The sequence below is a fragment of the Nostoc sp. UHCC 0302 genome (genome assembly GCF_038096175.1).
GTDB lineage: Bacteria > Cyanobacteriota > Cyanobacteriia > Cyanobacteriales > Nostocaceae > UHCC-0302.
This window is the reverse complement of the sequence record NZ_CP151100.1, coordinates 343,539-359,744: the sequence shown is the minus strand read 5'-3', so window position 1 is coordinate 359,744 and position 16,206 is coordinate 343,539. Positions and strand designations below refer to the sequence as shown.

Genomic DNA, 16,206 nt, shown 5'->3' with positions numbered 1-16,206 from the left:
GATTTATCTTATAACTAATAACATATTAAAGCTATAACATTATTACCAAATAGAAGTGATGTTCAAAATTTCTAAAAAATTTGCACAGATATATTTAGTTATTAATTTAGGAATTTTTGGCGATATTTTATTTAGTAAAATCGTTATAGCACAGATCGTTCCAGATACAACATTGCCTCAAAACTCATCCGTTACAGTTTTTGGTAACACTACTAAAATCACTGGAGGAACTAGAGCAGGACATAATCTTTATCATAGCTTTCAGGAATTCTCTACTTCTAATGGTTCCTCTGCTTTCTTTAATAATGCTTTAGATATTCAAAACATTATTAGTCGTGTAACAGGAAAGTCAATATCTAATATTGATGGAACAATTAAGGCTAATGGTATTGCTAATCTATTCTTGATTAATCCAAATGGGATTATTCTTGGGAAGAATGCACGATTAAATATTGGCGGTTCATTTATTGCCAGTACAGCAACTAGTTTGAAGTTTCAGAGTGATTTAGATTTTAGTGCTACAAATCCTCAGCCTACACCTTTACTAAGTATTAGTACTCCAATAGGGCTACAATATGGCGTTGATCCAGGCGCAATTCAAGTAAAAGGCGATGGACAAGGAATTAGGAAAACAAACGAATTGATTGATACTAATAATGCCCTAAGAGTGCAATCAAATCAAACATTAGCACTACTAGGAGGCAACATCATATTGGAAGGAGCGACTCTTAAAACTGCTGGAGGGCGGATAGAGCTAGGAAGCGTTGGATCAGGAGATTTTATCAAAATTAACTCTACAAACAATGGTTTTACTTTTGCCTATGCTCCTGTACAAAGTTTTGGGGACATTCAGCTATCCCAAGGAGCATCTGTTGACTCTAGTGGTGAGGGGCAGGGAGATATTCAAGTTCAAGCTAGAAAATTAACAATACAAGATGGCTCTGAGATTGAAAATAGCACTTTGGGAGAAAAGGCAGGAGGGACACTATATGTGAAAACCACTGATTTGATAGATATTAGTGGTACTTCAGCAGACGGTCAAGCCCGTAGCGGTCTTGTTTCTACGGTGTATCCAGGAGCAAAGGGGAACGGAGGTAATTTGATTATAAATACTAGACTATTAAGGGTTCAAGGAGGTTCAGGAATAGCAACAGTTACACGAGATGTAGGCAAATCTGGCAATTTAATAATAAGTGCTTCTGATTCTGTATTAATAGCAGGCTTTCCATCGATAAATCCTTTAATTACTAGTACTATTTCTAGTTCTATCTATGGTTCTGGAGATGGCGGGGACTTGATATTATCCACACCAAATTTAACTATTGAAAGCGGAGCAACTGTAGGTAGTGCAATTTTTGGTAGAGGAAACGGGGGAAAAATAAAGGTATACGCAGATTTAATTAAGGTAACTGGAGGGTCTTCTTTATTCAGTCCTAGTACTCTTTCCAATATAACTTTCAATCAAGGAAATGCAAGTTCACTAGAAATCAATACACAAAAACTCATAATTGCTGATGGTGGTGTAGTTAGTACTTCTGCTACAGGATCAGGCAATGGAGGAAACCTTATTGTTAATGCTTCTAATTCTATAGAAGTAAAAGGAGTATTGCAAGGATCTCCATCTCCTTTTAGCAGTATCCTTTCCTCAGAAGGTACTGTTGCACCTTTAGCTGTTCAAAAAATATATAATTTACCTCCTAGTGTTTCTGGCGAATCTGGGCAAGTCGCAGTTAATACCAAAAGATTAATTGTTACAAATGGTGGTATTGTTAGTGTTAGCAATCAAGGAACTGGGCAATCAGGCAATCTTTTAATTAATGCTGCGGACATCAGCTTAAATCAGGGTAATATTATAGCATCAACAACGTCTAATAATGGCGGTAATATTTTTATTAATACAGACTATTTACAGATGAAAAATAGCACTATCTCAGCAACTGCCGGAGGTAGAGGAAATGGAGGAAATATCACTATTAATGGAGATATATTGACTGGCTCAAAAAATAGCAATATCACCGCAGATGCCTTTGAGGGACGTGGTGGAAATATTACAATTAATGCTAAAGGACTGTTCTTTTCATTTGATAGCTTTATTACAGCAAGTTCTCGGTTCGGAATTAACGGTACTGTTCAATTTAATATTGCTGATCCCCACTTTTCCCCTACTCAGCTAAAAGCAGAAGGTATTCCAGTAACCCCAGAAATAACTTCAGCTTGCCCAAATGCCTCTGGTGCAGCAGGCAACAATTTTGTAGTTAGTGACGCTGGTAATTTGCAATCTTACCCTAACAAACTGGTAAATAACAATGTTAAACAAAGTACCTTAGTTGCAAAAGAGCAGCCCATCAATAATTCACAAAACCCAAAATTATCAATAAGCAAACAACCTATAGAAATCATAGAAGCCAATAGTATAACTCGGAATTCTCAAGGGGATTTAGTTTTGACGATAGACCAAGCAAATGTAGCTTATTCTAATGCTCCCTTGCCTGCAAATTCTTGTTTTTCAGTACCACAGCAATGAAAATAATAATGGCTTTACCCCAACGTTGTTTTAAATACCTCTTTTCAAGTGTTCTAGGACTGTCTATAGTTGTAATTCAATCATCTTCTCCTACCAAGGCTGTAGATAAACAGTCACAGCGTACTCAAGCGGCATCCCTCGCTTCATTGGGTCACGAGCAATTGGCTGTAGATCGGGCAAATGAAGCCCTTGAAACTTGGAAAGAATCTACAAAAATTTATCGCCAGTTGAATGACCAAGAGGGGATTAAGACAAGCCTAATTAATCAGAGCTTTGCTCTCCAAGCGTTAGGCTTATATAAACAAGCTTGTTATCTGCTTTTATCATCTCTGGAATTGGATAGAAATGAGTGGATTTGCAAAACTACACCAGAGCAAAACACATTTGATAAAAAAGAGGTGCTTGAGGCAGTAATTGGTAAACAAAAACCAACATCAGTTAACTTGCTTGGATTGCAAAATTTAGGAGAGGTTTTGCAGGTTTTGGGTAAGTTAAATGAATCGGAAAAAGTTTTACAAGAAACATTAAAACTAGCAAAACTTGTATCTCCAGAGAGTAGTCGTGACATTTATCTATCTTTGGGTAATATTGAACAGGTAATTTATCAGCAATTACAAGATAAATATTCTTGGATAGAAGAACCACTTTTTAGAGAGCAGATTGCCAAGATTATTCCACAAAAAGCGCAGAAATCATTAGAGTACTATCAACTGCTGGAAAACCTACCAAATATCTCAAACACTGCAAAGCTGCAAGCTCAACTGAATCATTTAACTTTACTGATTAGCTGGGAAAAATGGTTGAAAAATAGACCAAACCAAGCGAACCTTCATACTCAAATCAATCAACAGATCCGGGTCTTAGTGAATCAGATAGATGAAAACTCTTCTGCTTTTTCCGATCTATCACCTGAGCCATCTATTCATGCTCGGCTGAACTTTGCTGATAGCCTGAGCCAAATTCCAGATGAACAGTTCAAAGCAGCGGCAGTTCGATATAGTAAATTGGCTCTCCAGATGGCTCAAAGCATTAATAGTATGCGATGGTCATCTCAAAGCTTCGGAACTCTGGGTAAATTAGAAACTCAAACAGAACAAAAAGAGGCATATTTTAAGAAGGCTTTAGGATTAGCTCAGTCAATCCGGGCTTGGAATATAGCCTACGAATGGCAGCAGCAATTAGGATTAATTTACCAGAAGCAGGGCAAAACTGAGTTAGCAATTCAGAATTATGATGCTGCAATCACGAACATGACTCAAGTTCGTAATAGTCTTTTATTATCTAATGCAGATTTACAGTTTTCTTTTCAGGAGAAAATGGAGCCAACATACCGCAATTATATGCGGCTACTCCTAGCATCTCCAAACCCTGATTTAAAAAAAGTAATACAGATTAACGAAGGACTGCAAATAGCACGTTTAGAAAACTTCCTCCGTTGCGGTAAGCTTGATCTTGTTGCTTTGAATGAGCTTCAAAATCTCAAGAACGCTCCATCTGTCATTAATATTATTGACTTGGAAGACAGTATAGAAGTAATTGTCCAGTCAACAGATGGCTTACTTCACCATCATTCTGTTGACTCTAAGCTCGTTAGATTGAATGTAGACTCTCTTTTAGAAGCATTACAAAATAAAAACCTTAATAACATCGATGAGAGTGCTATTACTAATTATTCTCAAGTAATTTATCAAACTTTAATTGCACCCATTAAGCAATATCTTCCTTCATCAGGAACGTTAGTATTTACTTTAGATAAATCTTTTCAAAGTTTACCAATGGCCTTGCTCTACGATGGGGCGAATTATTTAGTAGAGAATTATAGTATTGCGGAAACTTTAGGTTCTAGAGTTAGACAACCTAGAGTATTACATGAGAACCAGATGATAGCTTTAATAGCTGGACTATCAAAACCTGGCCCTAGTTCTCAAGATCCAAATGCACCTAAAAATATGGATGATTTGCCACAATCTACAGAGGAAGCGAAAAATGTAGAAAAACAAACTAAATCTTCACTAGCTTTATTAGACGATAAATTTACCGTGAAAAAGTTCAAACAAGAATTGATTCAAAAGAATTTTCCTATTGTACATATTACTACCCACGGTCAACTCAGTTCTGACCCACTCAAAACAGTATTAGTAGCCTATGATAAGCTAATTAATATTAGAGACTTTGACAGCTTAATCAGAGGTAAAACTCAAAATAGTTTAGATGCCATTGAATTACTTGTTCTCAGCGCTTGCGAAACTGCAAGAGGCAACAAACAGTCGGCGATGGGCATTGCAGGAATAGCTGCCCAAGCAGGTGCGCGTAGTACTGTCGCCACTTTGTGGCGCGTAGATGCCAAATCTACTGCTTTACTTATGCAAGAATTTTATAAAGGATTAAAAGAGGGTAAGACAAAAGCAGAGGCACTACGTCAGGCACAGTTGAGTTTACTGTCAAATCCCCAATACCAGAAATCTTACTACTGGGCGTCTTTCCTGCTCGTTGGAAGCTGGTTGTAAAAATCCACTGTTTTCAAACCTGATTGAGCCTTTTGTAACTCTCTTGAATTATTACTACTTTTCGCCAACTCAGCTGCCTTGATATATTGGGGTTTAGCTTCGTTTGGCAGTTTAGCCCTCATATAGCGATCGCCCAGCACTCTATAAAGAGTTGGATTTCGGCTAGGAGTTGCTATTGCCGTTTTTAATATCTCAATTGTTTCATTCAAAAGATTTTCTGCCGCATAGATAGCATCTGTATCAAGAACAGTTTCATCTGGAGGTAGTCCTAAATCTTTGATGCGTTTAATCTTTTGTGCAATTTTTTCTTGGGAGGCTACAGGCAATACGTTCACAAACGTTTCATCATAGTTTAAAACTGACTCATCTTTGTAAGCAAAAACATATATTGTATATGACCTCCCTGGTTGAAATTCCTTTTCATCACTTGGGTAGGCAATCCGAGTTTGACTTACAATTTTTTCCCACCCAAACTCGTAACTTTTTGCTTGGACTTTATAAGAAGTAGCACCCCTAACAGGAGTCCAAGTTATTTCCGGTCGAAGATTCAATGTTGAAGTGCTGTAAGGAGAAATTATTGTAGGTTCATCGCTCTCTTCTGTTCCACCCTTTCGTATTTGACACTCATCATCGTTGTTTTGACTACAAGTAGATGAGGCTTGGTTAGATTCTGGACATTTATCAAGAGGAATACTACCACTAGATAGATTTAAAAGGTTTCCAGAACTAAAACATAAGAATTGTACAGAACCGCCATTTAAAACTTCTAATTTATCTTCTTTACAAATTAAGCTTCCTACTTCAAAGCGTTTGTCGCCTTTACTCATTATCCTTCCCATCTGTGGATCACAACGAACCTGATTTCTTCTTACCCTTATAAGAGGTACGCTTGCTAACAATGTTAGATTACTTTCTGTTATAAAAACTAAACAACAGATTATTTTCAAAAATATTAATCTATTCATTCTTTCTAAAACTATTACTGATAAATTAGTATTTTATCATTTATCAAGTATACGGTCTAGTAAATCTGCTCTCCAGAGAAATACTTCTGGCAGGCTTGATTTAGTTAAGATACAAGCATCTATATAAGCTCTGGCATAATTTAATTTACCTAATGCTTCTTCTACTTGGGACAGTAAACAATATGCATCTGTTCTTTCACTATCTAAATTAGTCGCTTTTTCTAAATATACTTGGGCTTCAGTTAACTTATTTTGCATTAATTTTGCCCATCCCAAATCTTTATATAACGATGCCTGCAACTCTTTATTATTAGTTTTCTGCAAACCTTTTAAAGCTAAAGTACTTGCTGCATTGTAATCGCCTTTTCTATTTTTTAACCGTGCTAAAGCTGCAACAGCAAATATTGCTTTATCACTACTTTTTATAGCAATTTCGTATTGCTCTTCTGCTAAATTATATTTCCCTTGCCCATCATAAAAATAACCTAATCCGTAATGTGACTCCCACTTATTAGGTTTTAATTCAAAAATTATTTTGTAAGTATTATTAACGCAATTAAAGTCATGTAACTGTTGACAAGCTATTGCTAAATTATTATAAGCAGTATCATTCTTAGGGTTGTATTTAATAGTTAATTCATAATTTACTCTAGCAATTTTAGGGTCATTTTGATGCTGTAAAGCTTTCTCAAAATAAAAGTTTGCAACTGAAAAAGTTAAATTAGGCTCATATTTTATTGCTTTTTGAAAATCTCGTTCAGCATCTCCAGTTCTATTTTCTTTATAAGCTTCTTTACCTTGATTTAAAAAATAATCTGCTACTGTAGGCTTTACTTTGGGATAAAAATATATTGCTTTTTGAAAGTCGGTTTGAGCTTGATCAAATTGCTTATCTTTATAAGCTTTTGCACCTTCATTTAAGTAATATTTTGCTACTAGAGGTAGAGACGCATATATTAAACCAACAATACTCATCAGACTTAATACAAACGCACTAATTTTAAATGATTTTGATTTAATAACTCTGTTAAGCTTTGATTTAAGTGGTAAGCGCTCCAATCGCTGCAAAATTACTTCAGTAGTTGCTGGACGCTGTCCTGGCATCGGAGCCATCAACTCATCAAGAAAATCAGCAAAAGGTTTATCAATCTGCGATGCTTTATCTCTCCAGATTAGGTTTCCTGTTTTTCCATCTGTTGGTAAGTCAGTTAGATAAGTACCAGTGACTAAACGTACAAAGGTTCGCCCCAAAGCGTAAAAATCTGACTGAGGTACTGCTTTACCATTAATTTGTTCAATTGGGGTATAACAAGGCGAGACGATAGAAGTAATTTCATAATTTCCTAACCTTGTACTAGTTCCTCCACTTCCACTAACTTTAGCTAAATAAGTATCAGTAACTCCTCGCGCTGTTCCAAAGTCAACTAATGCTAGTTGCTTATCTGATTTAAGAATTATATTAGAAGGTTTGATATCTCTATGAAAAAATTCAGCATGATGTACTACATCAAGAATTTCAACTAGCTGTCGTAACCATTCTATTGCTAAAGATTGCGAAATTGGCCCATTAGATTCTAACCATTGCTCTAAATTTTTTCCCTCAAATTTATCCATCACTAAGCAATATAATGTTAGGCGACTATTCTTAGGAACAAATGTGAAAAAATCGTCCAAGGTGCTTTCAGGAATGTTGGGATGTTGAATGAGTTGTAAAGCCAGAGATTCCTGCTCGATTAACTTAACTAATCTAGCAGTATCCCATTTCAGAACTTTCATGACTCGCTGCTTACGAACAGGGTTCCATTGAGTACCAGCGTCGTCTACTTCAAAAACTTCAAAATAATTAAAAGGGTTATCACTAAGCGCTCTCAATGGTTTGACTATGCGGATGCGGTTATTAATCAAGAGCGAAGTACCACAAGACAGGCAATTTTCAGTGTTATTGGGATTTTGACGATGATCGCAAAAGGGATTGATACAATAGCATGACATATTTGAAAAATTTATATAAGCGGTCGATAGCTGGTTCCTGTAAGTTAGCAAATTCAGTACATTATTTTATTGCTGCGTGGCTCCTTGATTGGCTTACAAGCATATATCTAGGTACATTGAAGGTTTAGTAACAACATTAGAAATTCGTATGCTACTTCTGCCCAAGGAAGCAATTAAAAGCGGAAAAGTCTAGTAAAATTAAGTCTGTTGTGACACGCTCTTAAAACAACCTTTATCTATCGCACCTCACTTAAAAACATCTATTGTCCCAATAAGACAAGGGTAGTCATGGATTTTAATGCTGGGCAAAAGCTAAATCTCCCATCAAATCCTTCCCCTTCCTCGTTCAAGATAACAGGAGAGGATTTTTTGGAACAAAATTGTTCCAGAAAAGTAACCTTTGAAGAAGCTTTGGTCATAGTAGATGAACTAGTGCTTGCCAAAATAGGTAGACACTTATCGGAAGCTGAGATCATTATCTTGAAGGGAACATGGAATGATTGCGACTACGAGGAGATAGCGGAAAACTCGCCTTATAGTCTCAATTACCTGCAACGACGTTTAGCTCCTCAGCTATGGGATGTACTTTCTGCCACCATTGGAAATGGGGAACGGGTTTACAAAAAGAATTTGCGGGATCTCTTAAAAGTAGTAACCCCAAAAAAGTATCATACTCCATCTACATCAAATGTAAAACAAGTACTCCCCCCCGACAACTTTGTACAAATCACTGGAGGTCAACCACCTAACATATCTAGCTTTTATGGACGGACACAGGAACTGGTTCATTTAAAAGAATTAGTAACTAAGCAGCGCTGCATTTCACTAATAGGGATGCCAGGAGTTGGTAAAAGTACACTAGCTGCAAAGCTAATAGCAGAACTCAGCGTAGAATCTCAACCCAGCTTTGATTACTTTATCTGGAAATCAGTGTCCCATGCACCACTTGTTCAGGACTTAGTAACTGAGCTAATAGAGTTAATTCAACCCGTAGAACCCTCTTCTTGCTTGCCTGAGTATACTCAAGCAAGGATTACAATGTTGATTAAGCAATTGCAATCGCGCCGCTGTTTGATCGTTTTAGATGAGTTTGACGCATTGTACCAAAAAAATAACTTCGAGCAGCAGCTAGAGTATAGAACTTTTTTTCGTCGCTTAGTAGAGGAGCAGCACCAAAGCTGCTTGCTTTTAACTGGTCGAGTTTTTCCTAATGAATTCGATAGTTTAATTAGAGCTAAACGACCTATTCAGTATCTCAAAATTAAAGGCTTAGATACAGACGCTGCAATGCAGCTTTTAGCTGCCCAAGGTTTGACCAATCCACAAAAGTGCCACCATTTGATTAAAACTTACAGCGGTAATCCATTAGAACTAGAAACAGTAGGTGAGCGAATTAATTACTTCTTCGCTGGAGATACCGAAATATTTTTTAAAAACCAAACTACGTTTGTTAGCGACGAACTTGAAGCGGTACTTGATAAGATGTTTAGTCAGGTATTGAGCGATATTCAGCGGCAGATTATGATTCATTTAGCAAATGAAATAGATTCAAATTCTCAGTCTGTTAGTTTTCTAAAGTTATTAACTAATATCAATCAGAAACAGGAGACATTCGTTTCAACTTCAGAGTTAGTTAAAGCATTAGAGAAACTTGAACGGCTGTCATTATTAGAAAGTATTAAACACCCAATTACAAAAGAAATTAGCTTTACTCTTCAGCCAGTAATTAAAAAGTATATTTTGACTGATCCACAAGGATTGGTGCATACAAGTGATGCTTTCCCAACATTAGCAAATGCATCTTAAAAGAGGGAGGTATTTATTATGATTGCAGGCAAATTAGAGATTACTGTAAAAATCAACGAACTACCACAATCCAATACAGTGGAGAATGGTTGGCAACAATTTGAAATTGACTGTGATGGTCGCATCATTTCAATTACAGTCAAGCCCAAAATTTACAAAAAACTGACAGATGCAGCCAGTAATTACCCACAGTGGGTAGTAGCGAATGCTGGTAAACTCGGTCAGCAAACAGAAAATGGGTTCGTGTTAGAGGAACCCAGCATACAAGTTTTTGAGCGCAAGCCCAAGGCAGAGACGACCTCTGCGTTAGGTGCTGCTTGAAAAAGTGATTACCTAACTAGGGTAAGCTGGAAAAATACTGGTAAATACGGAGGAGTTATATACAAAAGATCAGAATGTCGTTAGATAACAAAAGGTCACAAGTTATGTAAACTCAAGCTGATAGTTATGTAAAGGAGATAAAGGTGAATTTACAACAACATACCCGCATTTAACACACAAAGCGCCACTAAGGAGTAGCGCTTTGTGCGGGTCTTAAGTTCCATATAACCTCAGAGCGGGGTTGATCTCGAAAGAACAAAATAAGCGGTTGTTAAAGTTTGGCGACCCAGACGACCCCTAAATTTGTCCGAGAGTATAATCCGCGCTGCTTTCCCTATTATATAGATAATATAGGGTGTCTACAGAAATTACACAATTTCTAGTGGAAAATTTTGGCTGCCAAAATTCCTCAATTTTAGATAAATTAAGTTTAATAAAGAAAGATTGAGAATTTTGTAGCTGAAAACAGCAGTAGCGCGAATAACCCCCTCTGAAACTCAAAAACCGAGTTATCAGAGGTAAATACTGTGAAAAATGGCGATCGTCCCATACAAGAGGGTGTCGGGTATAGGCTGTCGGGAGTTGTTTGTGTGCCATCCCAGCAGCCTAACTTTGATGTGCAACAAAAGTGGATCATTAGCTCATTTGCGGAAACTCGCTTTCAGAATGTCTTAAAAAGAGCGAGGATATTGCCGAAAACAAGTTGGTTTTGGCATCACAAAAACAAAACACAGCTATGTGAAAAAGCGCTGGCAATCATTAGTGTGACAGCCAATGATTACATACAAGCCTTAACAAAACGGTATCAGTTAACGAATGCGCTGATTGAGTTAGACCCGCAAGCCGAGCTATTGCTGTTGATCTCCCCAGAGCTTGATTTTGTATTTGGCACAGTTTTAGAAACTGGGGAGATGTTCAGTACCCATATTCTTTTTAGAGAAAAGGGAGCAGAGAGGCAATTAAGCAATTTTTCTGGTGTTAGCACAAAGCTTGTAACCCCATTACCTGACACAACAAGAGTTCTAATTACTCCAAGGGGCGTCAGCTAATGAGTGATTCCCCAATTGAATATCCCAACAACCTCACGGCAACCGTTTACCATGAGCTAACAGTTGGTAGTGCGATTCACCCGGCATTGCTTGAACGCAACTTTTTCCACATTGAAGGAGAGGCGGTTTACGACTACCTGTTTATCTCCGATAAGATACCCCGGAAAAATGCAGGGCGAGTCACAGATGCATACATCAGGCAATATCAGCATTTGCTGTTGGGTGGGACGTGGATTCAGTCCCTTGACCCGTTCAAAAACTGGCAACCAATGGAATGGGGACGCATAAAACCGAACTTTCCCCGCATTGATTGGGAGAAAGGTAAGCCTGTTAAGTACGAATCACCCCCCAAAGTAGCCAACCGTGTCACTTACTTCGATGTCGCTAACCCAGTTTGGGATCAGGTTGCGCGGCGGCACAACATTAAGCGGCATCTCTCACCCTTGGCGCTGCGGCTACAAGATATACTCAATCCACGCCTGTTCTGGGAGTGGGTGATCTCTCACCTGGAGATTCCCGTAATCTTATGCGAGGGCGAAAAAAAAGCGGCCTGCTTGCTCAGTATGGGATATGTGGCGATCGCGCTGCCAGGAATTTGGAATGGTCGCGTAGGCAAACGGGACTTTGATGAACGACTGCACCCAGATTTAGTACCATTGGCACAACCAGGGCGCAAGTTCATTATATTATTCGACTACGAAACCAGAAGCAATACCCGGTGGTCGGTTTTTCAAGCAACGGTAAGGACAGGTAAGGCTATTGTTGCTGCTGGTGCTAGTTGTGAAGTTGCATTACTGCCAGGGCCAGAAAAAGGTGTGGATGATTTTGTGGTTGGTCGCGGCGAAGATGCCAATGCATTACTGACTGCGATTATTGATGATGCCAAATCGCTTGCTGATTACCAACGCGGCTATCGGGCGAAAAAATGGGGACTGAGCAAGTATAAACCCGATGTGACAGTCAACGTTCAATATCTGAGTCTTGCCCTCAACATTCCTAACTTGCAGGAAAAATGCTCCAACGTCCCGGCTCTTTATGAGATTGCTCAAGAAAAGTTGTTTACACCTTCTGTTGAAGGAGAAAAGATAAAGGAGGTGTCAGAGACGGATTCTGGCGGAATTTCAAACGAAAAAACTCATACTCGCCCACAATTTAGATTTCCCAAGTTAGGACTTGTGGTTTTATGGAGCGATATGGGTACGGGCAAAACCGAATTAATGCGTTGGTGGCGTGACCAAAACCCCGACGCTCGGTTCCTCAACAACGGGCATCGCGTTAACTTGCTCAAAAATCTCAGTGATCGCTTGAGAACTGCCATGTACTCAGACTTAGGTTACATGGGTTTAGCTCAAGCCACAGCTCTGTCGATTACTATCGACAGCTTGTACAAACTCAACACTCAAGCCCTCACATACGGCTGCATATTTATTGATGAAGCTTGCCAATACCTCACTCACCTACTGCACAGTAATACTTGCAAAGCACATCGAGCAGCCATCTTGGAGGTACTGGAATATATAGTATACAACGCCCCACTGGTTGTCATCGCTGATGCACACATGGACGATTTAACCGTAGATTTCTTTCGCTCCATGCGCCCCAAAGACGAAATCCCCTACATCGTCAAAAACGAGTGGCGAAATGGAGAGCGCACAATTTACTGGTATGAAGGGGATAATTCTAGCGCTATAGTCGCACAGATTTCGGCGGCACTGATGGCAGGTCAGAAAATTATGGTGGTTTCTGACTCCAAGCGTTTCATTAAGAAGCTTGAAAAGTCTCTAACAATAAAAATAGAAGAATCATCCGATTCCAACTCAGCCAGCAATCATTTATCGGGACTACGCATTTGGTCTGTGCATTCAGACAACTCCGGCAGCGAGGAGAACATTGCATTCATCAAAGATATCACCAATGCCGTCAAAAACCTTGATGCTTTGTTCACTTCTCCTAGCCTGGGGACTGGGGTAGACATTGCCCAATATCATTTTGATTTGGTATTCGGTGTGTTCCATGCAGTTTCCCAAACTGCAACCGAGTGCGCCCAACAGCTCTACCGCTATCGTCCAAAAGTGCCGTTTCACGTTTGGGTGGCCCCACGTCCTCCCTTCGGTTACAAGGATACCAACGCCGACAAGATTAAAGAACACATACTGCAAACCAACGAAATAACTGCTTTTCTACTGCGAATTGACCGTGAAACAGGCAAGCGGGGTGCAGAAAAAGACTGGGCGCTAGAGGCTTTCTGTCAAATTCAGGCTAACCGTCACTATTCTCTGAATAATCTGCGCGATGACCTGCGATCGCTCCTCACTGAAATGGGCAATACTATAGTACCCCTCGGCAGCGATAGTGATACTAAAGCCCAAGAGCAGTTGAAATCAGCAGCACAGGCTTTGAACACTGCCCATTACTCAGCTGTTGCTAGAGCTAACAATATTACCCCAAGTGAATATCGTCTCCGCCAAAGCAAGGATTATCTCTCTCCACAAGACGTTTTTGAATGTGAGAAATTCCGCATTTGGTCAGCTTACGGTATAGAAGTAACGCCGGAGCTAGTTGAAAAAGATGCGGGTGGTCGGTTGATTCGAGCGATCGCTTCCCTTGAGGCAATTCTGGAAAAACCAGGCGACGAGATTGTTGACCCGATTACTGGCAGACAATACCCAAGTCCTCCAAAACTTGTCACGGACTTTGACCGCACCGAACGCGACAATTTACCTTTGTGCATCGACTGGGGTAATTATTCAGCGAATTGGCTGGCCCGTTTCAACTTGGGTTTGCATCACATCCTCACTAGTTTAATCGCCGGGGGTGAAGTTACTGCCAGCGACAGCGAGCTGTTAAATATGAGGGAGATCGCTCTTAATTGCGCTGCTCATATTAAAGCAATTCTTGGGTTTACTGTCCCTAGTGACTGTGAACCGATTTGGCTACTCGCCACAATGCTTGAACAGCTGGGGCTAAAGTTAGCCTGTCGCAAGCAGGGCAAACGCGGTCAACAGGTGAAAATTTACTCGCTATCTGTGGAGGAATTAGAATTTGCAAAACAAGTTATTGCTCACCGCCAACAACAGCGCACTTTGAAACAGGGGAACATCTGTTACGTTGCCCAAACCTCCGACCCATATCAGGCTGCAATACACTCCCAGTCGGGCGTTGAGTCGAGTCAGCACCCCGTATCCACCCCCCCCCATAATGCTATAGGGATTTCCCATTATGAGGGGGGGGATACTACGCGGCTAGAACCACACTCAAGTGAACGGACTTCTCTGCTCCATTGCGTTGAAATGCTTCGCTCTGCTATTACCCTTGGAGTTTCGGCACTGAAAAATACCCTTCAACGATGGTGTTCCGATTTGCGCTGGGAGACAGTGCTGGAGTTGGAAGCGATCGCGGCGAATGAATTGCGCTCTTTGGAGTTGACAGTACCGGAATTTTACGCCTTGCTATCCGAGGAGGTGTTGCCAATCGAGGGTTAATTTCATGAACCAACTAATATTATTCGCGTTCCCCATTGGAGCGCTCGTTTGCGCTTAGTTACTATTTTGTCCCTTACTTCTAAGTACATTAGGGAGCAAAATTTTCAAATTAGGCGTCAAATTATCCCTTGATTTGCTCCCCCGACAGCGACGATAAATATAGGGTTTGGGGCGATAAGATCCGAAAACTATATTTATCGGATCTTGAGATTATCAGTCGCTTTGTGTCGTGTTTCCAAGTTGATTGTTTAGCGGAGGGAAGTTCTTTACTTTACACAGATACGCGAATTAGCACCAAGTCCAGTTCACTCAAAAATGTAGGCGTGAATTCACGTCTAGAAAATTTTAGTAAATGTTGCTCCCCTGGAATCGATAATTGAAAAAGGGACACAGTTTCGTCACCCCGCTGGTGTTCGAGGCTGATTGGATTGGATGTGGGAACCTGAGAACTCTCGATGCTAACACCAGGGGCAGAAAACTCGGTGCAGAGGATGGCAGATGTGACCAACACTGCCCAAATAGTGGAGCTGTGGAAGAGTAGCAAGCGTTCGCCCCAAACCCGGCGTTCTTATGATACAGATATCCGTTGTTTCATGTCCTTTTTGCTAGGTGTAAGTCCAAAACTTGTACAGCTCAATGATTTAGATTTGCGAACAGTAACAATGAACGACGTTCTAGGGTTCGCTGATTATTTGGAAACTAAGAAGTACGAGGCATCGACTCGTGCTAGGAGACTTGCGGCGATTAAAAGTCTGCTGCGGTTTGCTAATAAAGTGGAATGGACAAAATTTAATGTCGCCGCCCAAGTGTCGTTACCCGAACCCAAAGATAAGTTAGCCGAACGCCTGCTTTCTGAGGTAGAAGTGATGACAATGATTGCCCTGACCCCCAAGGGTCGTGACCGATTAGTGATACAAGTGCTTTATTATACTGCTGCTAGAGTGAGCGAGATTGCTGTTTTAACATGGCACTCGGTACAGCCAGGGCGCGATGGCAACGGACAAGTTACGCTTTACGGGAAGGGACAGAAAACCAGAACCGTGATCATCCCAAAAAATATTTACCAGGAATTGCTGGCACAAAGAACCAATAATAATCCAGATGCACCCGTGTTTGTTAGCCGCCAGGGTGGTTTCGTGGGCGAACGGCGGATTCGCTCTCTTGTTGCGGATGCTGGAAAACGCGCAGGGATTTCTGGTCATGTTTCACCACACTGGCTCAGGCACAGTCATGCAACCCATAGTCTAGAACGGGGCGCACCTATGCAGCTTTTACAAGTTACACTGGGACATTCATCACTCAACCAAACTAGTCGCTATACTCATGCCCGACCCAACGATAGTACTGGGCTTTACTTACCGAAGTAAAACGAGTGATCTGCAATTTCTCTACTGTCGTGAACTGACCATTTTCAGCTAGAGATAGTATTACGTTTGCTCCGTCAAAATAATTTGTAACAGAGTAATACTTCGACAAGCTCAGCACAAGTTCGTAATTGGGAAATTAATTACGAAGAGCGTAATTATTTAGTGATTCGCAATTAGTTTTGTATACCAAGTT

The 16,206-nt window shown here is 40.1% G+C and carries 9 protein-coding genes; 7 read left to right on the top strand and 2 right to left on the bottom strand.

The genetic code is table 11. The features are described from left to right. Positions 1–58: 58 nt before the first annotated feature. A complete protein-coding gene (locus WKK05_RS38240; protein WP_341531454.1) occupies positions 59–2,524 on the top strand; it encodes a filamentous hemagglutinin N-terminal domain-containing protein in 2,466 nt (821 codons plus the stop codon). A gap of 8 nt (positions 2,525–2,532) precedes the next feature. After that, positions 2,533–5,031: a CHAT domain-containing protein gene (locus tag WKK05_RS38235; RefSeq protein ID WP_341531453.1), complete on the top strand. Its 2,499-nt coding sequence runs from the start codon at positions 2,533–2,535 to the stop codon at positions 5,029–5,031. Here the strand turns inward: WKK05_RS38235 and WKK05_RS38230 are convergent. Together WKK05_RS38230 and WKK05_RS38225 are read right to left on the bottom strand one after the other, a co-directional pair. Next, complete coding sequence (locus WKK05_RS38230) at positions 4,992–5,996, bottom strand: hypothetical protein (RefSeq protein ID WP_341531452.1); 1,005 nt, start codon at positions 5,994–5,996, stop codon at positions 4,992–4,994. The genes WKK05_RS38235 and WKK05_RS38230 overlap by 40 nt on opposite strands. A 36-nt stretch (positions 5,997–6,032) precedes the next feature. After that, positions 6,033–7,988 carry a protein kinase gene (locus WKK05_RS38225; RefSeq protein WP_341531451.1) on the bottom strand — a complete coding sequence of 652 codons (1,956 nt, stop codon included), beginning with the start codon at positions 7,986–7,988 and terminating at the stop codon, positions 6,033–6,035. A 369-nt stretch (positions 7,989–8,357) separates the two neighbouring features. Between WKK05_RS38225 and WKK05_RS38220 the strand changes: the two genes are divergently transcribed. The 5 genes from WKK05_RS38220 to WKK05_RS38200 all read left to right on the top strand — a co-directional run bounded on the left by WKK05_RS38220 (position 8,358) and on the right by WKK05_RS38200 (position 16,013). Then, positions 8,358–9,794, top strand: coding sequence for an NB-ARC domain-containing protein (locus tag WKK05_RS38220; RefSeq protein ID WP_341531450.1), 1,437 nt, complete (start codon positions 8,358–8,360; stop codon positions 9,792–9,794). Positions 9,795–9,812: 18 nt separating this feature from the next. Then, the gene (locus WKK05_RS38215; RefSeq protein WP_341531449.1) at positions 9,813–10,115 is read left to right on the top strand and encodes a fertility inhibition FinO-like protein; all 303 of its coding nucleotides are present in this window, start codon (positions 9,813–9,815) and stop codon (positions 10,113–10,115) included. A 527-nt stretch (positions 10,116–10,642) separates the two neighbouring features. Further along, on the top strand, positions 10,643–11,164 hold the full coding sequence (locus WKK05_RS38210) for a hypothetical protein (RefSeq protein WP_341531448.1): 522 nt from the start codon (positions 10,643–10,645) through the stop codon (positions 11,162–11,164). Next, entirely contained in the window at positions 11,164–14,646 is a 3,483-nt protein-coding gene (locus tag WKK05_RS38205) for a plasmid replication protein, CyRepA1 family (RefSeq protein ID WP_341531447.1), read from the top strand. The genes WKK05_RS38210 and WKK05_RS38205 overlap by 1 nt, the downstream gene beginning before the upstream one ends. Positions 14,647–15,101: 455 nt before the next feature. After that, the gene (locus WKK05_RS38200; protein WP_341531446.1) at positions 15,102–16,013 is read left to right on the top strand and encodes a tyrosine-type recombinase/integrase; all 912 of its coding nucleotides are present in this window, start codon (positions 15,102–15,104) and stop codon (positions 16,011–16,013) included. Positions 16,014–16,206: the final 193 nt, after the last annotated feature.